14 protein-coding genes are annotated in these 21,685 nt (G+C 63.5%); 9 read left to right on the top strand and 5 right to left on the bottom strand.

The window, feature by feature from the left end; genetic code table 11:
- Window positions 1-32 precede the first annotated feature (32 nt).
- Both I3J27_RS19660 and I3J27_RS19655 read left to right on the top strand, forming a co-directional pair.
- Window positions 33-803: a DUF502 domain-containing protein gene (locus I3J27_RS19660; RefSeq protein ID WP_270160088.1), complete on the top strand. Its 771-nt coding sequence runs from the start codon at window positions 33-35 to the stop codon at window positions 801-803.
- A gap of 105 nt (window positions 804-908) precedes the next feature.
- Window positions 909-1,769 (top strand): NAD(P)-dependent oxidoreductase, encoded by an 861-nt coding sequence (locus I3J27_RS19655; RefSeq protein WP_270160087.1) that lies wholly within the window; start codon window positions 909-911, stop codon window positions 1,767-1,769.
- 171 nt (window positions 1,770-1,940) lie between these two features.
- Here the strand turns inward: I3J27_RS19655 and I3J27_RS19650 are convergent, their stop codons facing one another.
- From I3J27_RS19650 to I3J27_RS19640, 3 genes are all read right to left on the bottom strand, one after another.
- Window positions 1,941-3,287, bottom strand: coding sequence for an HlyD family type I secretion periplasmic adaptor subunit (locus I3J27_RS19650; protein ID WP_270160086.1), 1,347 nt, complete (start codon window positions 3,285-3,287; stop codon window positions 1,941-1,943).
- 3 nt (window positions 3,288-3,290) lie between these two features.
- The gene (locus I3J27_RS19645; protein ID WP_270160085.1) at window positions 3,291-5,024 is read right to left on the bottom strand and encodes a type I secretion system permease/ATPase; all 1,734 of its coding nucleotides are present in this window, start codon (window positions 5,022-5,024) and stop codon (window positions 3,291-3,293) included.
- Between the two features lie 65 nt (window positions 5,025-5,089).
- Window positions 5,090-5,857, bottom strand: a complete 768-nt coding sequence (locus I3J27_RS19640) for a hypothetical protein (protein WP_270160084.1) — start codon at window positions 5,855-5,857, stop codon at window positions 5,090-5,092.
- A 1,037-nt stretch (window positions 5,858-6,894) separates the two neighbouring features.
- Here I3J27_RS19640 and I3J27_RS19635 point away from each other — a divergent pair.
- Window positions 6,895-10,869, top strand: coding sequence for a LuxR C-terminal-related transcriptional regulator (locus tag I3J27_RS19635; RefSeq protein WP_270160083.1), 3,975 nt, complete (start codon window positions 6,895-6,897; stop codon window positions 10,867-10,869).
- A 157-nt stretch (window positions 10,870-11,026) separates the two neighbouring features.
- Here the strand turns inward: I3J27_RS19635 and I3J27_RS19630 are convergent, their stop codons facing one another.
- Window positions 11,027-11,545, bottom strand: coding sequence for a P-loop NTPase family protein (locus tag I3J27_RS19630; protein ID WP_270160082.1), 519 nt, complete (start codon window positions 11,543-11,545; stop codon window positions 11,027-11,029).
- Between the two features lie 176 nt (window positions 11,546-11,721).
- Here I3J27_RS19630 and I3J27_RS19625 point away from each other — a divergent pair, with 176 nt between their 5' ends.
- From I3J27_RS19625 to panE, 3 genes are all read left to right on the top strand, one after another.
- On the top strand, window positions 11,722-12,111 hold the full coding sequence (locus I3J27_RS19625; RefSeq protein ID WP_270160081.1) for a nuclear transport factor 2 family protein: 390 nt from the start codon (window positions 11,722-11,724) through the stop codon (window positions 12,109-12,111).
- Between the two features lie 100 nt (window positions 12,112-12,211).
- On the top strand, window positions 12,212-13,042 hold the full coding sequence (locus I3J27_RS19620) for a helix-turn-helix domain-containing protein (RefSeq protein ID WP_270160080.1): 831 nt from the start codon (window positions 12,212-12,214) through the stop codon (window positions 13,040-13,042).
- A 208-nt stretch (window positions 13,043-13,250) separates the two neighbouring features.
- Window positions 13,251-14,180, top strand: a complete 930-nt coding sequence (gene panE / locus I3J27_RS19615; RefSeq protein ID WP_270160079.1) for a 2-dehydropantoate 2-reductase — start codon at window positions 13,251-13,253, stop codon at window positions 14,178-14,180.
- Here the strand turns inward: panE and recG are convergent.
- Window positions 14,177-16,285 (bottom strand): ATP-dependent DNA helicase RecG, encoded by a 2,109-nt coding sequence (gene recG / locus I3J27_RS19610; protein WP_270160078.1) that lies wholly within the window; start codon window positions 16,283-16,285, stop codon window positions 14,177-14,179. The two genes, panE and recG, sit on opposite strands and share 4 nt — an antisense overlap.
- 184 nt (window positions 16,286-16,469) lie before the next feature.
- Between recG and I3J27_RS19605 the strand changes: the two genes are divergently transcribed.
- The 3 genes from I3J27_RS19605 to I3J27_RS19595 all read left to right on the top strand — a co-directional run bounded on the left by I3J27_RS19605 (window position 16,470) and on the right by I3J27_RS19595 (window position 21,678).
- On the top strand, window positions 16,470-16,760 hold the full coding sequence (locus I3J27_RS19605) for an FAD assembly factor SdhE (RefSeq protein ID WP_270160077.1): 291 nt from the start codon (window positions 16,470-16,472) through the stop codon (window positions 16,758-16,760).
- Window positions 16,757-20,275 (top strand): transcription-repair coupling factor, encoded by a 3,519-nt coding sequence (mfd, locus tag I3J27_RS19600; RefSeq protein ID WP_270160076.1) that lies wholly within the window; start codon window positions 16,757-16,759, stop codon window positions 20,273-20,275. The genes I3J27_RS19605 and mfd overlap by 4 nt, the downstream gene beginning before the upstream one ends.
- Window positions 20,276-20,541: 266 nt before the next feature.
- Entirely contained in the window at window positions 20,542-21,678 is a 1,137-nt protein-coding gene (locus tag I3J27_RS19595; RefSeq protein WP_270172845.1) for an acyl-CoA desaturase, read from the top strand.
- Window positions 21,679-21,685 lie beyond the last annotated feature (7 nt).

Genomic DNA, 21,685 nt, shown 5'->3' with positions numbered 1-21,685 from the left:
AGCTTGAGTGTAGCGACCGACCTGGAACCCGAATGACCCCCCGCGACGACGCGCCTGCGCCGCTTGATCCCGCGCCGGAACCGCATACCGGCCTGATGGGCCGCTTCCGCAACTATTTCCTGACCGGCCTCGTCGTGACGGGGCCGATCGCGATTACCCTGTATCTGGTCTGGTGGTTCGTCACCTGGGTCGACGGCGTGGTGCGGCCGTTCGTGCCGCTGGCCTATCGGCCCGAAACCTATCTGCCCTACGTCGTTCCCGGCTGGGGACTGGTTGTCGCATTCTTCACGCTGACACTGGTCGGCTTCCTCGCCGCCAATCTGATCGGCCGGACCCTGGTCGATGTCGGCGAGACCTTCCTCGGCCGGATCCCGGCGGTGCGCGCCATCTACCGCGGCCTGAAGCAGGTGTTCGAGACGCTGTTCTCCGGCAAGGGCTCGAGCTTCCGGAAAGTCGGCCTGGTCGAGTTTCCCTCGCCTGGCATGTGGTCGATCGTGCTGATCTCGCAATCGCCGAACGAGGACATCGCCCGCAGCCTGCCGGGCCAGGAGGAGCACGTCTCGGTGTTCCTGCCGTGCTCGCCGAACCCGACCACCGGGTTCTTCTTCTACGTGCCCAAGAGCAAGATCATCGAGGTCGACCTCACCGCCGAGGACGCCGCGACGCTGATCATGTCGGCCGGCGTGGTGCAGCCGGGCTCGGCGCCCGACCCGAAGAAGGCGGCGGCGCTTGCGGGCATGGCGAATGCCGCGCGCATCGCCAATGCGTCCACGCTCCAGCCCCAGCCTGCGAAGGTGGAGTAGGGCCATTCCTCTGCGGGATGGCCGCCGGTCACGCGGGCGTTCGCATCCTCTGCTAGTCTCCAGTTGAATCGAGTGCGTCGCTCGGAGTTCGACCTGGAGTGCATGATGTCCAAGACTATTGCGATCCTCGCCCCCGGTGCCATGGGAAGCGCCGTGGCCCGCCGCCTCGGCGAAAACGGCGCGCGCGTGCTGACGTCATTGAAAGGGCGGAGTGAAGCGACGCGCAAACGCGCCGCTGACGCCGGCATGGTCGGCGTCGAGGACGACGCGATCGCAGACGCCGACATCATTCTCTCGATCGTGCCGCCGGGCGAAGCGGTGGCTTTGGCCGAACGGCTGGCCGGGCTGATCGTCAGGCGCGAGAAGAAGCCGGTCGTGGTCGATTGCAACGCCGTCAATGTCGATACCGTGCAACGAATCGAGGAGATCATCGGCTCGGCGCAGGCGCCGTTCGTCGATGGCGGCATCATCGGTTTCCCGCCGCAGCCGGGCGGCAAGAGCCCGGCCTTCTACATGTCCGGCGAGCACGCCAGGGACCTCGCGGTGCTCAGGGATTTCGGCCTCGACGTGCGGATCGTCGCGGGTCCGGTCGGCGCGGCGTCGGCTTTGAAGATGTCCTACGCCGGCATCGTCAAGGGTCTCGCCGGTATCGGCTCGGCCATGGTGGTCGCGGCCACGAAAGCGGGCGCGGCGGATGCGCTGCGCGAGGAGCTGGCGCTGAGCCAGCCCGCGATTCTGGCCCGGCTCGAAGTCGCGCTGCCGGACATGCTTCCAAAAGCCTATCGCTGGGTCGCGGAGATGCGGGAGATATCAGGCTTCCTCGGCCCCGATCATCCCGCCAGCCAGATCTACGAGGGCTTTGCGCGCTGGTTCGAGCATCTCGCCGCGGACGCGCCAGGCGAGGCGGTGGATGCGGACCTGATGAAGGCGTTTGCCGCGAGCATCGCACGGAAGAAAGCCGAGTGAGAACCTGCTACGGCGCGGCCTGATAGATCGGCACGGTGAGGCCAGCAACCCACTCATTGAAGTCAGGTTCGATAATCCCTCCGCAGAGGTGAACTGTCGGCGTGCGGTTAAGGTGAGTGCGAGAGCATGGATCGAGGGGCGCCTCCAGGCGCCGCCCGCTGGTCCTCTATTTCACTGCTCGCGGAACGAGTGGCTGAAGCTGTCCAGCAGAGGCCGCAGCAGGTAGTCCAGCAATGTTCGTTCACCAGTCAATATGACCGCTTCGATCGGCATGCCGGGATAAAGCTTCACGCCGGGTATCCGCGACAGCTCCTCCGGTTTCACTTCAATTCGCGCCGTATAGAACTGGCCTTTCGAGTTGTCATCCGTCACTGCATCGGCAGAGACCTGCGTCACGAGCCCGGGGAGCGTCGGAACGATGCGCTGCTTGTACGCGATGAGCCGCACTTGCGCCGGCAGCCCTTCATGCACGACGTCGATATCCAGCGGATTGACCTTGGCAAACAACACCAGAGTTTCGTTGTCCGGGACGATGTCCAGGATGGGCGCCCCGGCGCCGACGACTGCGCCTGCCGTGAAGAATTTCAGTCCGAGGACATAGCCGTCCTGCGGAGCGACGACGTCGATGCGCCGCAGCTTGTCCGCGCCCTTGCGCAGCTGCTGCTCGGCCTCCTCCTTCTTGGAGCGCGCCTTTTCGAGATCGTCGGAGATGATCTTGTCGCGTTGCCTGCGAATGGCCTCGATCTGCGCGCGCACTTCCGCAATGGTCTGGCCGGCGGTCTCGAGCCTTCCGTTCAGCGAGCTCAGGTCGCCTTCGGCCTGCGCAATGCTGCGCTGCAGACCGAGGACGCGCGGCTTGCGCTCGTAGCCTCTGGCCAGCAGATCCTGCGCGGTGGCTAGTTCTTCCTTGAACAGCCTGATCTGTTCCTGGGTCGAGACGATCTGCGTGTTCAGCGATTCGATCTGTGCCTGCTGCTGCGCGATTTTCTTGCCTTGCACGTCGATGTCGCCCTGCATCGCCGAGCGTTGGCTGCGAATAATGTTACGCTGAACAGAGATCAACGCCGCCAGGTCGCGCCGAGAGGCGACGGGCTTGAGCGCGGCCGGGATGTTGAAATCGTCCTGGCCGGCACGCTCGGCCAGCAACCTGGCTTCCTCGAGTTGCGCCGCCCATGATTGATTCTGCAACACGGCCTGATCGGCCTGAACGGCCATTGGATCGAGCCTGACCAGGGTCTGGCCAGCGCGGACGCGATCGCCGTCGCGCACCAGGATCTCCCGGATGATCCCACCCTCGAGATGCTGGATCGTCTTCTTGTTGGTGTCGACCCTGACCATGCCTTGCGTTACTGCGCCGGACGCCAACGGCGCCATCGCTGACCAAACGGCCAATCCACCGAAGAAGAGCGCGGTCACGCAGAGAAAAGTGACCACCGGTCGCACGATCCTCGGACCTTCATGCAACAATGTCTCATATGAGATGCGGGCTGCGGGCACGACGTGGCTGTGATCGGTCATGGCTCAGCTCGCGCTTTGGGGGGTCTGCAGGCGAGCCCGGATCGGCTGGACCGGCGGTATGCTCTGCCTGGCGAGTTGGTCAAGAACGTCTTTCTTGGAGCCGAACATCTGGATGCGGCCGTCATGCATCACGAGCAGCCGGTCCATGTGAACCATGATGCTGGGCCGGTGGCCGACGACGACCACGGTCGCACCATTCTCCTTGATCTTCCTGATTCCCTCGTTGAGCGCCTGCTCGCCGTCCGCGTCGAGATTCGAATTCGGCTCGTCGAGGAGGACCAGCGCGGGCGAACCGTAGAGCGCGCGCGCGAGCCCGATGCGTTGCCGCTGTCCACCGGACAAGCGCACGCCGGTCTCACCGATGTCGGTTTCGTATCCTGCTGGCAGCCGCAAGATCATCTCGTGGGCGCCCGCGGCCACGGCCGCAGCGACGATCGCCCGTGGATCGCCGGCTGCCAACCGGGCGATGTTGTCGGCCACGGTGCCGTCAAAGAGCTCGATATCCTGGGGCAGGTAACCGACGTGCTGCCCGACCAACTCGCGATCCCAGGACCAGAGCTCCGCGCCGTCCAGTCGCACGCTTCCCCGCGTCGGGCGCATCGCGCCGGTCAGGAGCCGTATCAAGGACGACTTTCCGGCCGCCGAAGGGCCGATAACTCCGAGCGCAACGCCGGGATCAAGCTGAAACGATACGTCGCTGACAATCGGCCGAGGCATACCGGGCACAGTGTAGCCGAGGTTCTCGACCGTCAGCAGTCCCTGCGGACGCGGCAATTCGATGGAGTTTCTGCGCGGGCGAACCGCAGTCACGAATTTTTGCAGACGCCGGTAAGCGTCAAGCGCGGACGTGGCCTGACGCCAGGAGCCGATGGCCATCTCGACCGGCGCGAGCGCTCTGGCCATGATGGTCGATGCCGCAATCATGGCTCCGCCGGACAGGTCGCCGGCCACCACCAGAAAACTCCCCGTTCCGAGCACCGCGATCTGAAGGATCAGCCGCAGCGCTTTGGAGGCCGAATGGATAGCGGCCACCCGGTCGCTCGCCGTCGACTGCAGATCGGTGGTCTGGCACGACAGGCTGAGCCATCTCGCAATGACGGCCGTGGCCATTCCCATGGCTTCGACGACTTCGGCGTTGCGGATCGCCATATCGGCCGTCCGGAAGGACTGCACGGACAGCTTGTTGGCCGCGCGAAGATCGGCATGCGACGACCGTTCGGTAAACCAGGCCAGCACAAACAGCACGACACCGCCAACGATGCTTAAGATCCCGAGCATCGGGTGCAGCATGAAAATCAGGACCAGGAACAGCGGCGCCCAGGGCGCGTCGAGCAACGCCAGCATGCCGCCGCCGCCCAGGAACTGGCGCATGGTGGTGAGATCGCGCAGCGCCTCGCTTTTGTAAGGATGCCCGGTCAGGCTTGCCTCGATGCTGAGGCGCAGCAGCCGCGGCGCCACGGCGTTCTCGATCCAGACGCTGGTTTTAGCCAGGATACGTCCGCGCAACGTCTCGAAGACGCCGTAGACGGCCAAGGCGCAGACGGCGATCAGCGTCAGATAGGCGAGCGAACTGAAGCTCTTGGAGATCACGACGCGATCGAAGATCTGCATCATGTATAGCGGGACCGTGAGCACGAGCAGGTTGATCAAAAATCCGATGATGCTTGCCCATGTAAAAGCCCGTCGAGATCGCCGAAGCGCAAGCTCGAGGAAGTTGAGGCGCTCATGATCATGCATTGGCAGTACTCACGTTTGGAGAAGGAGGCGCGGCCAATGGACCGCGCCTCCTCGTCGATCGCCGATCAGGTCCAGGCAGAGGCCTGGAACGTGAGGTCGCTCTCGCTCACGTTGGCGCCAAGCACCGTGATGCTGAACGTCCCGATGTGGATCGTGGTGAGGTTGTTGACCGAGTCATAAACCACGCTGCCGCCGTGGCTGTCGAATGCTTCCTTGGTGACACCGGCAAGAACGATCGAGTCGTTGCCATTGCCCCAGTCGGTGATCGTGTTGGTGCTGGTGTTGGTGTGCGTCGTGGTCTCGGTCCAGGCATAGGTGTTGTCATAGCTGACTTCACCCGATTTCACCGTCTTGCCGGAGCTGTAGGTGTAATCGACGACAGTGGACGACTGTTGTTCGTCAGCGCCGTGTTGCGCCGCCAGGTCGGCGCGCCACTCGTTTAGATTGGAGACATACGAGTTCCAGACACCATTGGTATTGGCGCCGCTCAGCTGGGTTGGCGCGGCAACACCGTAGGTTTCTGTGTGCAGGGTCGTCTGCTCACTGAAGTCGATATTGAACACGAAATGGTCGTTGCCGTAGCCACCAGTGAGCGTGTTGGTCCCGGATGCCTCGACGATCGTGTCGTTGTCCTGCACGACGCCCGTTACCTGGTGATTGGCCGGCGCGGATGGATTGACAATGTAGGTCTGCTCGGTGCTTGCACCGGCAATGATCGTATCGGAACCGTTGCTCCCGACGATGGTGTCGTTGGTGTTGGCACTGTTGCCGTCGGTATTCGCTTCGTTCGACAGGTCCAACGTGCCAGGGGTCGTCATCGTGATGTCGGCCATAGTCTTAATCTCCAAATGTAAAATCAAGGAACCGGATTATTGGTTTCGGCATGCTTGGGTGCCGGTAACGCTAACTCCGCGCCAAGCACGTCGACATTCGAGTTGCCGTCTGCCGCTCTACGCTTGCATTGATTAGCTGCTCGATCCTCCTCTTCTTGTCCCAGTATCGCTGCTCCGACGGGCGTCGGCTCAATTCCGCTGTCGCTCCGCTAGTGGCAGATCGCAGGTCGTGAAGTCTGTTGTCCTTGCGGGACATCAGCGCTGTTTGAGGCCGCAGGCCACCGATCCGCCACCGCAAGGTGGCGGAAATCCAGAAATCAATTCGTGATTTGATCGTGCCCGATCGTTGCCCCAGCGTGCCCCTGCGCTGCTTTGTACCCTGCCGATCCCGAGCCAAGCTCCACGCGTTGCCCGGCGTCGGTTGGTTGTTGAGTGATTCTGGTTTTCGCCCCTGGTCAATCAGTTGGTTTCAAAATCTGCCGCTCTTCAAATCGCCTCGTATCGCTGAGATGACTCGATCATTTGGTCTTCAAGATCTGACGGTGTGCAATCAGGCAAAACTTAATCTCGGCATTGCACCAATCCGTCGGGATCCGTGCTGCTTGGCCATAAAAACGGCCCAGCCTTTGTCGGGCAATATAACCGCAGCTATAGACGGAAAATTAGGGCTACGGCCGAAGCGGTGATGCCAGCTATTCAGTTTCGGGGGGCGTTACGCGGAGTGCGGCGCAGCAAATAGCTGGAATCGCTGAGAAAATTGGCCTGACCAAGTGGCGCCACTTGCGCCAATGACGCGGGACGTCTCGCCATTTACGTTACTACTAAGTATACAAGCATTAATTGCATCGAATTGAATTAGAAACGACTATGGTCGGGCTGCGACGTAATTGCGGCGTTCCAGTGACGTATGATTATACCCACAGCGGTAGCAAGTAATTTGAGACGAGGATTTGGGGCCGGGGCGTCAGTACTGACCGGCTGATTGTTTTTACGCGGGCCCTTTAAGGGCACCGCGCTGCGCAGGCGAGATCATGCCCATGGTAGATGTGTCCGCGGCCCACGAAACATCCACGCCCTGCTTCCGGCTGGTGATCGCAGATCGGCAACCGATCGTTCTACAGGGGTTGAGGTCGGCATTCGCAGCACAGCACGACTTCCAGATTGTCGCGTCGTGTAGCAACGGGACGAGCTGTCTCGAAGCAATTCGGAATCTGGCGCCCGATGTCGTGTTTCTTGCTGACACCTTGCCGAACCTGACGGCATCCGAGCTCCTCGCCATTGCGAAAGCCGAGAATCTTTCCACGCGGTTGGTGTTCTTTACCGAATCGGAAAGCGTCGACGACCTCAGCGCGGCAATTGCCGCCGGCGCTTGCGGTGCGATTTCGAAGTACGCGAACCCCGACATTATGCTGCGATCCCTGAGGTTGATAGCGGAGCGCAGTGCGTCACCGGAACAGTCCCAATACGGCTCACCGCGCGGGAAAGAAGCAAACGGCGCCAAAATCGAAAAAATGCTGGGGGGGCTGACGCACCGGGAGCGCCAAATTGTACGACTGGTGTCCGAAGGCATGTCGAACAAAGAAATTGCTCGGCAGCTAAACGTTTCCTACGGCACGGTCAAAGTGCACCTTCACAACATATTTCAGAAGCTTGAAATCAGTAACAGGACCGTGCTCGCTACGATCGCGTTGTTGCAACGACCCAGCGGCTTCGGCACGCTCTCCCTCGCCCTACTGGCGTTCGCGATTTTGGACGACGTCCGGGCGTCGGACAGCAACGACACCTTCCAGGATGACGACAGCACCGCCAACAACGATCGTGAGCATCCGGGATTTGAAATCTGGAAGAAGGCGATTCTCCGGCACACCATCGTTGTTGATCCCGGCGAGACGGGCGTGCTCACTCAGAAGGGCTCTTCCACTGAGGTAAGACAAGTCACGAACTCGGCGGCGAGAATGGAAGTACCGCACGCGGCTGAGCAAGCTGTCCTTTCCGGTCTCGGGAGAAGCTACGGTCCGATTGGATCCGGCACGCCCTCTTTTTTTATTTCGCCGCTGCTTCAGGCGATCAACGATAGCCAAATCGGCAGCCTCACGGCGCAGCAGCAGTTTCCGCCGCCGCAGTTTGCCCCGAATCCGATGAAGAATCATGGCGGGTATGGCGCCTTCACTATGACCGTCGGAGCGTGGATCTACGCGCTCGACCACTCCCATGCCGCGGTGCAGTCGGCCGGTCCGGGTGAAACGCTGATCGACACCTCCACGGTCGTCACTATGGATGGCACCACAAAAGTGGCGACGGCTCCGGGGGCCGTCGTCCATGACTTCCATCCGCCGCTGGGGTTTGGGACCCTTGGACACGACAGCGTCACTGAAGAAGCAAACGCGGGCCAGATCGTTCATGGCGACGCCGGTGACGCCCCCACCGTCAACGGCGACGATATCATCATCGGCGGATATGGCGGTGACCAGCTGACGGGCGGCAACGGCGATGACATTTTTGTCTATCGTTCCGCGACCCGTTCCAACTCTACCAAGTCCGACGTTATCATGGATTTCACATCGGGGGCGGACAGGATCAACCTGGCGGCCTTCGGCGCGCTGGCGTTCCTGCACATGACGTCGGCAAGCCAGTCAGTGCCGCCGCATACCCTTGCCTGGATCTACAACCCCGCGAGCAATGAGACGATCGTCTATGTGAATTCGACGGATCGCAGCCTTGATATCGGCGATGCCGGTCTTGTGGAAATCCATTTGCAGGGAGTTGTGTCCGTTGCAGAGTCGGATTTCGTCTACCAGCGGGAAGAGGCGGCTGTGGCGGTGGCTTTCGATGGAATCGATGCTGCGCTGCTGGTGGCGACCGCGAGCGATGGGACCGTTCTGAGCACGGACAGCGGTGATGCTATCGAAGCGAAGGCACGCGCTGATGTCTGGACGATCGCTGCTGACGACGGCTTGAGGTTTCATTTCGGGCGGGAGCGGGTCGGGTCCAACATTTCGGCTCGGCTCGCCAGTCACGGCGACGGCTCTGCTGATGCGACGGAAGAGGGCGATGGTGCGGCTGGTGTGTCGGCCCACGTTTTATCAATCCAGCTTGCTCACAGCAGCGCGACGATCCCGGCCGAGGAAAGTCTCACATTCAAAAAGGAGCCGATCCAGGCGAACGCCGGCGCTTCGTCGACCGGACACGGTGCGGCGCACGCAACCGCTGGACCCGAGTTTTTCGATCTCGGCATGGAAAGCGCCGCAATCTCGACCCCGGTCGCTGCCGCCGAGATCATCGAACCTAGCCTTGCACCCGGTAACAGCGCGGGCCACGGTAATTCGGAGCACGCTTTGGAGCCGGTCCGCGCAAAGGCAGCAGTCACCAAACTTGCCGAACTTGGAATCATACCGGGCAACGGCGTCGGACATGGCACCGAGCCGCAGGACTCGAACTCGGCTGCTGCGAAGGCGTCCACGGCCTCCGGGATGACAGAACCGGGCGTCCACTCCGCGCACGGCAAATCGGAGGCCCCTTCGCACACGGCTTCTGCAAGCGCTGACGGAACGGCCGCGTCGACCGAAACTGGCGTCGCACCCGGTAAGAGCCCGGGCCAGGGGCACTCGGAGCACGCTTCGGAGTCAGCTTCCGCAAAGGCAGCAGTCAAAGTTGCCGAACTTGGAATCATACCGGGCAATGGCGTCGGGCACGGCACCGAGCCGCAAGACTCGAACTCGGCTGCTGCGAAGTCGCCCACGGCCTCCACAGAACCTGACGTCGACCCCGCGCACGGCAAATCGGAGGCCCCTTCGCACGCGGCGTCTGCAAGCGCTGAAGGAATGGCCGCGCCGACCGAAACTGACGTCGCGCCGGGTAATGGCCCGCGGCAGGGTCACTCGGAGCACGCTTCGGAGTCGGCTTCCGCAAAGGCAGCAGTCAAAGTTGCCGAATCCGGCATCATACCGGGCAACGATGTCGGGCATGGCACCGAGCCGCAAGACTCGAACTCGGCCGCTGCGAAGGCACCCACGGCCTCCACAGAACCTGACGTCGACCCCGCACACGGCCAATCGGAGGCCCCTTCGCACACGGCGTCTGCAAGCGCTGACGGAACGGCCGAGCCGACCGAAACTGGCGTCGCGCTCGGTAAGAGCCCGGGGCAGGGTCACTCGGACCACGCTTCGGAGTCGGCTTCCACAAAGGCAGCAGTCACCGAGCTGGCCGAAGCCGGTATCATACCGGGCGACGATGTCGAGCATGGCACCGAGCCGCAAGACTCGAACTCGGCCGCTGCGAAGGCGCCCACGGTCTCCGAGATGACAGAACCTGACGTCGACCCCACGCACGGCAAATCGGTGGCCCCTTCGCACACGGCGTCTGCAAGCGCTGACGGAACGGACGAGCCGACCGAAACTGGCGTCGCGCCTGGTAAGAGCCCGGGGCAGGGTCACTCGGAGCACGCTTCGGAGCCGGCTTCCACAAAGGCAGCAGTCACCGAGCTGGCCGAATCCGGTATCATACCGGGCGACGATGTTGGGCATGGCACCGAGCCGCAAGACTCGAACTCGGCCGCTGCGAAGGCGCCCACGGCCTCCGAGATGTCAGAACCAAACGTCGACCCCGGGCAGGGCAACTCGGAGCTACCTACAAATAGGGCCTCTGCAAGCGCTATGGGGGTAGCCGAGCCGATCGAAACGAGCGGCGCACCCGGTAATAGTGCTAGCCAAGGTAACTCGCAGCACGTTCCACAGTCCGCTGTTTTCAACGCATCAGATGCCCAGCCGGCTGAAGCTGCGTCCGAGACCGGCGGCGCCGGCCAAGAACCGGTATTCCGCTTCAATAACCCGGCTACTCCTTCTCCCACCGCGGCCGTTGAGCTGGAAGTACCTAATGATTTGTCTGGTCTGCTCGGTCACGACGTCGAACTCGCGGCAGTTCTGGAAGTAGCAAAGGTCGTCGTGGACGAACACGCGGCGAGCGCCGGTCAGCATCATGGCAAAGGACTTTTGGTCCACGACTTGCTGATTTGAAAAGTGCTGCAGATTGGTCACGAAGTGTAAGTCGTCTCATCGGCCGGCCAAAGCTTGCTCGGCATCGCGACACGCCGTTCTAAGCGCCTGCGCCCACAGCTTTATAGCGCAGCGGGGCGCACTTCGCCGTCGTCGCGTGTCGCGTCACCGTGATTGATCACGCGGCGCGTGAAACGGAATCCAGAAAACCTTCGATGTCCCGGTCGCTTTTCAGGTGCACGACCGGGACGTCAGCGCCATGCTGCACACGCTCGGCCTCGATAACAGGCGCACGCTCGGTGTCGTAGCGCCACGCTTCGCGCATTAGCTTCCAGTCGAACCGTTCCGGACACCCTTCCGGCAGATCTGGCCGCGTCGTGTCACGATCGAACGCCGAGCGCCAGAGAATACGCCACTGGCAGAGCCAGCGTGGGCGGTCGATGATAACAAGAGTATCGGCGCGCGCGAGCGTGAGATCGAAGGCCAGCCCCGCGAAGCTGCCGTCGACGACCCATTCCTCGCCTGCAATCGCTTCCGTGACGCGTGCCCGAAAGCTCGCCGTGTCGGACGGCTTCCAGCCCGGCCGCCAGTAGAGCACGTCGAGATGCACCACCGGCAGGGTGAGCTTTCGCCCGAGATTCCGGGAGAGGTTCGTCTTTCCGCTTCCCTGGCAGCCAACGACGATGATCCGGCGCATGGCAGGAAGGTTTTCACGAAATCGGCCTGGGCGAAAGGTCACGCCTTCCAGGCTCCGCTTTATTACCTCCCATGTAATTGAGCCGATCCGCCGGCCGACTAGTCTCCCGCTCATCTGCCCGCCGGGAGGATTTCAAGCCTTCTGCCAGGCGTGTGTCACCAAATGAGGAGCGAGCCATGCAAGTTGTATTTACGAAGAAGGAGCCGCCGCTATGGCTGCTCGACATGTGGCGGGAGATCGACGACAAGACCTTCGGGAAGGGGTTTGACTGCTTTGCGGAGGACGCCGTCTGCAATCTCGGCATCGCCGACTGGAAGGGGCGTGAGACGATCCGCGCCAATCTGAAGGCCTTCATCGACACCGGTTTCACGGCGCTGCATCACGTCACCGAATATTGGGATGCCGGCTCGCTGAAAGTGTTTCGCGGTGTCGTCGACATGACGCCCGACGATCGCGCATCCGCAACGGTGCATCCGACCATGACGCACTTCTTCTACATGGACGAGCGAGACGAGACCAAGGTGAAGCGCTGGGTCGGGGCCGTCGGTCCGGTCGCCTTCGGTTGATTGTCCGCCATTGGCGACCCAAATGGTGCCTCGGGGTTGATCCCGGGGCACCGGCGCTCGCGGGTTGACGACGCGGCACCATCGAAAGGATCGTTCGACAATGAAAGCCACAGCCAGCGCCCCCAAGACACGCGCGACGTCCGCGGGCGCGCTGCTGCGTCAATGGCGGGACATTCGCGGCAAGACGCAGCTCGATTTGTCTTTCGACGCCGGCGTCTCGCAAAAGCACATCAGCTTCGTCGAGAGCGGTCGCAGCATCCCGAGCCGCCAGATGCTGCTCGATCTGGCCCAGGCTCTCGACGTGCCCTTGCGCGAGCGGAACGAGCTGTTGCTGGCCGCGGGCTACGCGCCGTCCTATGCCGATCCCGCGCTGGACACGCCGGCCATGATGAGCATCAACCGCGCCTTGCGACGGATGCTCCAGCAGCACGAGCCGTTCCCGGCCATCGTCATGGACCGCTACTGGAACGTGCTGATGACCAACGAGGCCGCGCCGCTTCTGTTCAACTGCTTCATCGACATGTCGGCGCGGCCGACTCCGCGGAACCTGCTGCACCTCATGTTCGATCCGGACGGCATGCGTCCCTTCATCGCGAACTGGCCGCAGACCGCGCGCGGATTGCTCGCACGGGTGCATCGCGAAGCGGTCGGGCACGTCGTCGATCTCAGGACCAAGGCGCTGCTGGAGGAGCTGTCGCGATATCCCGACGTGAAGCCGGAATGGCGCGCGCCGTCGACCTCCGATGCGATGCCGATAATCCCGCTCAGCTTCGTCAAGGATGGTGTGACGCTGGACTATTTTTCCCTGATCACGACCGTCGGAACGCCGCAGACAGTGACCGCGGAAGAACTCCGGCTCGAATGCATGTTCCCCGCCAACGAAGTGACTGAGGCCGAGCACGGGAAGTTCTTGCAGGCGCATAGGGGGTGAGGGGGCGTTGCCACGAATGACTCGGTCGACATGTGCCGGGCTCTACACCCATCGTCATTGCGAGCGAAGCGAAGCAATCCAGGCGGCCTCGGCGGAGGCACTCCGGATTGCTTCGTCGCCTTGCTCCTCGCAATGACGAGGAGGAGACGGCGGGAGGCCCATCTGCTATTGCTTCCGCGGAGGCAGTTCCTCTGCAATGGGAGTTCGAATGAGAGTGCTGGTGATCGGCGCGGGCGCGCTTGGTGGTTATTACGGAGCTTGCCTGGTCCGAGCCGGCCGCGACGTGACCTTTCTGGTGCGGGCTGGACGTGCGGAGCAATTGCGGCGGAATGGATTGCAGGTCGTGAGCCCGCATGGCGACTTTGCGCTCCAGCCGAAGATCCTCGTGGCGGATGATCTCAAGGACGCCTTCGACGTCGTGCTGGTCGGCGTGAAATCCTATTCGCTCGACGATGCCATGAGCCAGTTTGCTCCGGCCGTCGGCGGTAGCACGATGATCTTGCCCATCCTCAACGGGTTGAAGCATATCGACGCCCTGACCGCGCGGTTCGGCGCGAGCTGCGTCCTCGGCGGGCTCGCCAACGTCAGTGCCGGGCTCGACGCTGATGGCCGTGTCGTTCAGTTCATGGCCAACCAGACGATCGTTTTCGGCGAGACCAAGGGAGCGCTGAGCGATCGCGTGCTCGCGCTGGAGACGCTGCTGCGGGTGCCCGGTATCGACGTGCGCGCGAGCGAAGAGATCATGCAGGACATGTGGGAGAAATTCGTCCAGCTCTCGACGCTCGCCGGCATCACCTGCCTGATGCGCGCCAGCATTGGAGACATCCTGACGGTGCCGAACGGCGAGGCGTTTATCTTCCGCCTGTTTGCGGAATGCTGCTCCGTCGCGACGGCTTCCGGTTTCGAACCACGCACAGCTTTCATTGAATTTGACCGAAATCTCTTCACGACGGTGAACTCGCCGCTCAAGGCGTCGATGCTGCGCGACATCGAGCGCGGTTCAATCACTGAGGCGGAGCACATCCTCGGTGACATGGCCAACCGGGCCCGTGCGCTCGGCATCGACACGCCGCTGTTGGATCTGGCCCGCGCGCATGTGGCGGCCTACGAGATCGGGCGGCAAAGGGCGGCGAGCTAACCCGCCCCGATCAGCGGGATCGCCTCGTCACGCTCGTAGAGATACAGCAGGCATCTTAGCGCCTCGCCGCGTTCGCCTTTCAGCTGCGGATCGTCCTTCAGGATGCGCAGCGCTTCGTCTCTAGCCTGGGTGATGAGCTGGCCGTGCACCTCCGAGCGCGCGATGCGGTAGCCGGGCAGGCCGCTCTGGCGCACGCCCAGCACGTCGCCTTCGCCGCGCAGCTTCAGGTCTTCCTCGGCGATGCGAAAACCGTCGGTGGTCTCGCGGATCACCTTCAGCCGGGCCTTCGACATCTCGCCGAGCGGCTCCGAATAGAGCAGCAGGCAGGTCGAGGCTTCCGAGCCGCGCCCGATGCGGCCGCGGAGCTGATGCAGCTGGGCGAGACCAAAGCGTTCGGCGTTCTCGATCACCATGATGGTGGCGGCCGGCACGTCGACGCCGACCTCGACCACGGTGGTCGCAACCAAGAGGCCGATCTCGTGGGCAGCGAACTGGCCCATCACGCGGTCCTTTTCGGCGCCCTTCATCTGGCCGTGAACCAGGCCGACGCGGTCGCCGAAACGCTTCTGCAGGCTCTCGAAGCGTTTGGTCGCATTGGTGAGATGCTCGGTGCCTTCGGCCTCGGACTCATCGACCAGCGGGCAGATCCAGTAGACCAGCTTGCCGGACTGGAGCGCGCGGCCGATGCTCTCCGTGACCTCGTCGAGGCGGCTCATCGAGATGGTGCGGGTTTCGATCGGCTGGCGGCCGGCCGGCTTCTCGCGGAGCTCGCTGACGTCCATGTCGCCGAAATAGGTCAGCACCAGCGTGCGCGGAATGGGCGTGGCGCTCAGCACCAGCACGTCGACGGCTTCGCCCTTCGATGTCAACGCCAGCCGTTCGCGCACGCCAAAGCGATGCTGCTCGTCGACGATGGCGAGGGCGAGATCATGAAAGATCACGTCGTCCTGGATCAGCGCGTGGGTGCCGACGAGGAGATTGATCTCGCCAGCTTCAAGCTGCGCCAGCAGCTCGCGCCGCTCCTTGCCCTTTTCGCGGCCGGTGAGGATCGCGACCCGCAATCCGGCGCGTTCGGCCAGCGGCGCGATGGTCTTGATGTGCTGGCGCGCCAGAATTTCAGTCGGGGCCATCAGTGCGGCCTGCTTGCCGACCTCGGCGACAGCGGCTGCCGCGAGCAGCGCCACCACGGTCTTGCCGGAGCCGACGTCGCCCTGGAGCAGCCGCAGCATGCGCACCGGCTGCTTCAGATCCTCGGCGATGGCCGCCGCGGCGTTGCGCTGCGAGGGCGTGAGTGCATAGGGCAGGGCGTCGATGATCTGGTTGCGCAAGTGCCCGTCGCCGGCATTGCGCACGCCGGCGGGGCGACGCAGTTGCGCGCGGATCAGGGCGAGCGCAAGCTGGCCGGCCAAGAGTTCATCGAAGGCGAGCCGCGACCAGAACGGCTGGTCAGGCAGGATGTCCGTGAGCTCGACCGGCTGGTGTACGCGGTTGAGCGCTTCGGTGATCGGCGGGAAATTGCAACGGCGCAGCACCTCAGGGCTGATCCATTCGGGCAGGGCCGGCAGCTTTTGCAGCGCCTGCGCGATCGCACGGCGGAGCGAGCCGAGCGCGAGGCCCTCCGTCAGGGGATAGACGGGGTCGATGCCCGAGAGCTTTGAGATCGCCTCCTCGTCCAGCACGCGGTCGGGATGCACGATCTGCGGGATGCCGTCATACATCTGCAGCGTGCCGGAGACGTAGCGCTTCTCGCCGACGGGCAGCAGTTTTTCGACATAGCCGGGCTTGGCGCGGAAGAAGGTCAGCACGACGTCGCCGGTGTCGTCGCTGGCATAGACCAGATACGGCGCGCGCGCGTTGCGTGGCGGGGGTGGGCGGTGGCGGTCGACGGTGACCTCCAGCGTCACCATGGTTCCCTGCACGGCGTCGCGGATCTTCGGCCGGGCCCTACGGTCGATGACCTGGCTCGGCAGATGCAGCAGCAGATCGACCAGCCGCGGCGTCTCGCTCCGGCTGAGCAAATATTGCAGCAGCTTGTCCTGCTTCGGACCGACGCCGGGCAGGCTGGTCACGGCAGCAAACAGCGGATTGAGCAGGCTGGGGCGCATGGGGGCGAATCTAGGATCGTTTTGGCCCGTCATGCCCGGCTTTATGCCCGGCATCCACGTCTTTTTTCGCGTCCCGGCGCGAGCGGCGGGCATGACAAATCGAGGGCTGACACGGCAGGTTCGAGTGGCTATATCACCCCGGCCCGGCACGTCCGGGCTTTTGGCGTTTGACTGGATTTGAGACATGACGGGAACGACACGATCGAGCAACGGGCTGGACGACCGCCGCAAGCGGCTGCTGTTCCGCTGCTGGCACCGCGGCACGCGCGAGATGGATTTGATCCTCGGCCGGTTCGCGGATGCCGAGATCGGCAATCTGTCCGAGCTTGAATTGACCGAACTCGAGGCCCTGCTCGAGGCCAACGATCCCGATCTCTATGCTGCCATCACCGGCGACAAGGTGCTGCCACCTGATGTCACCGGCGCGCTGTTTGCCCGCATCAAGGCGTTTCCGATTACGGACGGCGATCTATGAAACCGGGTTTGAAGTCGCCGGCCGAGCTGCTCACGCCCGGCCGCGCGCTGACGCTTGCCAATGTCGCGGAAGGCGCCGAGGGCCTCGTCGTCTCCGATCTCGCGCGCGCCATCGCGGCGCGGCCGAAGAAGCCGGCCGTCAGCCTTGCCGTGGTCTGCCGCGACGGCGCGCGGATGCAGCAGCTCGAACGCGCGCTGCAATTCTTCGCGCCGGATCTGCCGGTGCTGACCTTCCCGGCCTGGGACTGCCAGCCCTATGACCGCGTCTCGCCGCATGGCGGCATCCTGGCGCAACGCCTGACCACGCTGGCACGACTGGCCTCGCTCACCGGCAGCGACAAGCCGCTGATCGTTTTGACGACCGTGAATGCCGTCGTGCAGCGGGTGCCCGCGCGCGAGCTCGTCGCGGCGCAGGCGCTGTCGGTCGCGCCGGGCAATGTCGTGCCGATGGACACCATCGTCGCCTGGCTGGAGCACAACGGCTACAATCGCTCGTCCACCGTGCGCGAGCCCGGCGAATATGCCGTGCGCGGCGGCATCCTCGACCTGTTTCCGGCCGGCCTCGAGCAGCCGGTGCGCTTCGACTTCTTCGGCGACAGCCTGGAATCGATCCGCACCTTCGACGCCGAGACCCAGCGCACGCTGCGGGACATGCGGGCGCTGAATCTGGTGCCGGTCTCGGAATTCCAGCTGGTCACCGACACGATCCGCCGGTTCCGCATGGGCTATGTCGCCGAGTTCGGCGCGCCCGAGCGCGACGATGCGCTGTACGAGGCCGTCAGCGAAGGCCGCCGCCATCCCGGCATGGAGCACTGGCTGCCGCTGTTCCAGGACCGGATGGACACGCTGTTCGACTATCTGCAAGGGGCTCCGATCGCGATCGAGCCGCAGGCCGAGGACGCCGTCCGCGAGCGCTTCAAGCAGATCCAGGACTATTACGAGGCCCGCCGCGATGCGATGGAGCATCCCGGCGGCGGCGCCATCTACAAGCCGCTGCCGCCTGACCGGCTCTATCTGACCGACGCCGAATGGACGAAGCGCGAGGGCGAGATGCCGCTGGTGCGGCTGACGCAGTTCTCGGTGCCCGCCGACGGCGCAACCATCGTCGATGCCGGCGCGCGCAAGGGCCGCGACTTCGCGCCTGAACGTAACGACACCACCGTCAACGTGTTCGAGTCCGTCGTCAGTCACGTGATGGCGCTGCATGCCCAGCGCAAGAAGGTCGTGATCGCGCTCTGGAGCGAAGGCTCGCGCGACCGCATGACTTCGATGCTGCGCGACCACAAGCTGACCCACACCACCAGCGTGAACACGTGGCGCACGGTGCAGGCGACCCCGCGCAACGGGACCATGCTGGCCGTGCTCGGCCTCGAAAGCGGTTTCGAGACCGACGAGATCGCGCTGATCAGCGAGCAAGATATTTTGGGCGACCGCCTGGTGCGGCCGCGCAAGGGGAGCCGCAAGCTCGACAATTTCATCTCGGAGGTGACGAGCCTCACGGCCGGCGACATCGTCGTCCATGCCGACCACGGCATCGGCCGCTTTGTCGGCTTGCAGACGCTCGACGTCGCCGGCGCGCCGCATGATTGTCTCGAATTGCATTATGCCGCTGACGCAAAACTATTCCTGCCGGTCGAGAACATCGAGCTGCTGTCGCGCTACGGCTCCGACCAGACCACCGTCGAGCTCGATCGTCTCGGCGGCTCCGGCTGGCAGACCCGCAAGGCAAAACTCAAGAACCGTATCCGCGAGATCGCGGGCGAGCTGATCAAGATCGCCGCCGCGCGCCATCTGCACGAGGCGCCGAAGCTGCCAGTGCAGCCGGGCCTCTACGACGAGTTCTGTGCGCGGTTCCCCTATGACGAGACCGAGGACCAGTTAGGGGCCATCGAATCCACCCTGAAGGACCTCGAGCTCGGCCGTCCGATGGACCGGCTGATCTGCGGTGACGTCGGCTTCGGCAAAACCGAGGTGGCGTTGCGCGCGGCGTTTGCCGTCGCGCTCGAAGGCAAGCAGGTCGCGGTCGTGGTGCCGACCACGCTGTTGGCGCGCCAGCACGCAAAAACTTTCACCGAGCGCTTCAAGGGCTTTCCGGTGAACGTGGCGCAGGCCTCGCGTCTGGTTGCGACCAAGGAGCTCAACCTCGTAAAGAAGGGCATTGCCGACGGCTCGGTCGACATCGTCGTCGGCACCCACGCGCTGCTCGGCAAGGCCATCAAGTTCCGCGATCTCGGCCTCGTCATCGTCGACGAGGAGCAGCATTTTGGCGTCACTCACAAGGAGCGGCTGAAGGCGCTGCGTTCCGAAGTGCACGTGCTGACGCTGTCGGCGACGCCGATCCCGCGCACGCTGCAACTGGCGCTCACCGGCGTCCGCGAGCTCTCGATCATTGCCTCGCCTCCCGTGGACCGTCTCGCGGTCCGTACCTTCGTCGCCCCGCACGATCCGCTGATGATCCGCGAGGCGCTGCTGCGCGAGCGCTATCGCGGCGGCCAGGCGTTCTACGTGGTGCCGCGCATCGACGACCTCGCCGAGGTCAAGGACTTCCTCGACAAGAACGTGCCGGAGATGAAGGTTGCGGTCGCCCACGGCCAGATGCCGCCCGCCGTGATCGAGGACATCATGACCGCGTTCTACGACGGCAAGTTCGACATCCTGCTGTCGACGACCATCGTCGAATCCGGCCTCGACATCCCCAACGCCAACACGTTGATCGTGCACCGCGCCGATATGTTCGGCCTCGCGCAGCTCTATCAGCTCCGCGGCCGCGTCGGCCGTTCCAAGCTGCGGGCCTATGCGCTGTTCACGCTGCCGGCGCAGCAGAAGATCACGGCGCAGGCCGAGCGCCGGCTCACCGTACTGCAATCGCTGGAGACGCTGGGCGCGGGCTTCCAGCTCGCCTCGCACGACCTCGACATCCGCGGCGCCGGCAATCTCTTGGGCGAGGAGCAGTCCGGCCACATCAAGGAGGTCGGCTTTGAGCTGTATCAATCGATGCTGGAGGAGGCGATCGTCAACCTCAAGGCCGGCGTCTCCGAGCCTGCCGCCGACCGCTGGTCGCCGTCGATCACCATCGGCATGCCGGTGCTCATTCCGGAGGACTATGTCGGCGATCTCTCGGTGCGGCTGTCGCTGTATCGGCGCCTCGCCGATCTCGACACCGAGGAGGAGATCGAGAACTTCGGCGCCGAGATGCGCGACCGCTTCGGCGTGCTGCCCGACGAGGTGCGCTACCTGTTCAAGGTCGCCGCAATCAAGGCGTTCTGCCGCCGGGCCAATGTCGGGAAGATCGACGCCGGCCCGAAGGGCGCGGTCATCGCCTTCCGCGACAATTCCTTTGCTCATCCCGAACGCCTGGTGTCGTTCATCAAGAGCCATGGCCAGGCCGCAAAAGTACGGCCCGACATGAAGGTCGTATTTTTACAGGACTGGGAGACGCCGGAAGAGCGTCTCGCCGGAACCACCGAGATCATGCGGCAGCTGGCGCAGCTTGCCGAGAGCAAGAAGGCGGCGTAGTGGTTCCCGGGGCCACTAACGCGGTATTTGGATACGAAAACAGCGACATCTGGCCACTTGCAGAATGATCGAACAACAGCCATGTTCGATTCGTGGAGTTTCGGCCAAACGACTTGGCCACGTCACAGAGCCTCTGGTTCGTGCGACCCGCGACTGGTTTACCGGCCGCGGGTTTTTTGTACCCGCCCATTGAAACAACCGAGGTTACGAGCGTGCCCATCAATATCGAGCGAGACCAGGACACCGACGACGAACACGACGACGTCATGTATCCGCAGGTCCTGCCGTTCGTATTGGTCCACGTGGGATGTGTCGCGGCGATCTGGTCGGGAATTTCGTGGCAAGCGGTGACCATTTGCGTGGTTCTGTACTGGCTGCGCATGTTCGGGATCACGGCCGGGTATCATCGGTACTTCTCGCATCGGGCCTACGCGACCAGCCGGTTGTTTCAGTTCATCCTGGCCTTCCTGGCCCAGAGCAGCGCCCAGAAAAGCGTGTTGTGGTGGGCTGCCAAGCATCGCCATCATCATCTTCATTCCGATACGGCGCATGATGTGCATTCACCGCGGCACAAGGGCTTCGTCTACAGTCATCTCGGCTGGATATTCTACCGGCAGCACGATGCGACCGATCTCGTGAAAGTGTCGGACCTGGCGGCCTATCCCGAGTTGATGTGGCTGCACAGGCTGGAGCTTCTGCCGGCCTTCGTGCTCGCGGGCCTCTGCTTCCTCATTGCGGGGTGGTCAGGACTCGTGGTCGGCTTCCTCTGGAGCACCGTGCTGGTGTATCACGCCACGTTCTGCATCAATTCCCTCGCGCATGTTCACGGCCGCCGGCGGTATGTGACCGGCGATGACTCCCGCAACAATTGGCTGCTCGCATTCTTCACGATGGGTGAGGGGTGGCACAACAATCACCACGCCTATCAGGCCAGCGCGCGGCAGGGCTTCTATTGGTACGAGATCGACTTCACCTATTATATCCTGGTGGCCCTGTCCTGGTTCGGGATCGTCCGGGATTTGAAGGCGCCCCCGAAGCAGGTCCTGCGCAACGAGCATCGGTTGGGCTCGCGCGTGGTCAAGCAGGCGGCCGAGCAGCTCGCCGCCCGCTTCAATCCCGAGCACATCGCGCAGGCGATCAGGACCTCGATCCACGAGACCGAATTGTCGGTGCGGGATACGCTCGTTCAGTTGCAGCACCATGCCGATCTGCGTCTGGCCAGCATGCCGACCCGGGAGCAGCTGCTGGCTGAAGCACAGCGCATGTTCGCGAAGACGATCTCGCTGGACGACATCGTCGACCGTGCCCACGAGCTTCTGAACGAGACTGTTGGCTTTCTCCTCGCTACGCCTGCTCCCGCTCTTGCGACCAACGCGCAACCAGGGACGAAGGGCGGCGGCTAGGGGCGAG

This window comes from Bradyrhizobium xenonodulans, from assembly GCF_027594865.1.
Classification (GTDB): Bacteria; Pseudomonadota; Alphaproteobacteria; order Rhizobiales; family Xanthobacteraceae; genus Bradyrhizobium; species Bradyrhizobium xenonodulans.
Note: the sequence above shows the minus strand (reverse complement) of the source record. Positions and strands in the feature narration are given on the sequence as shown.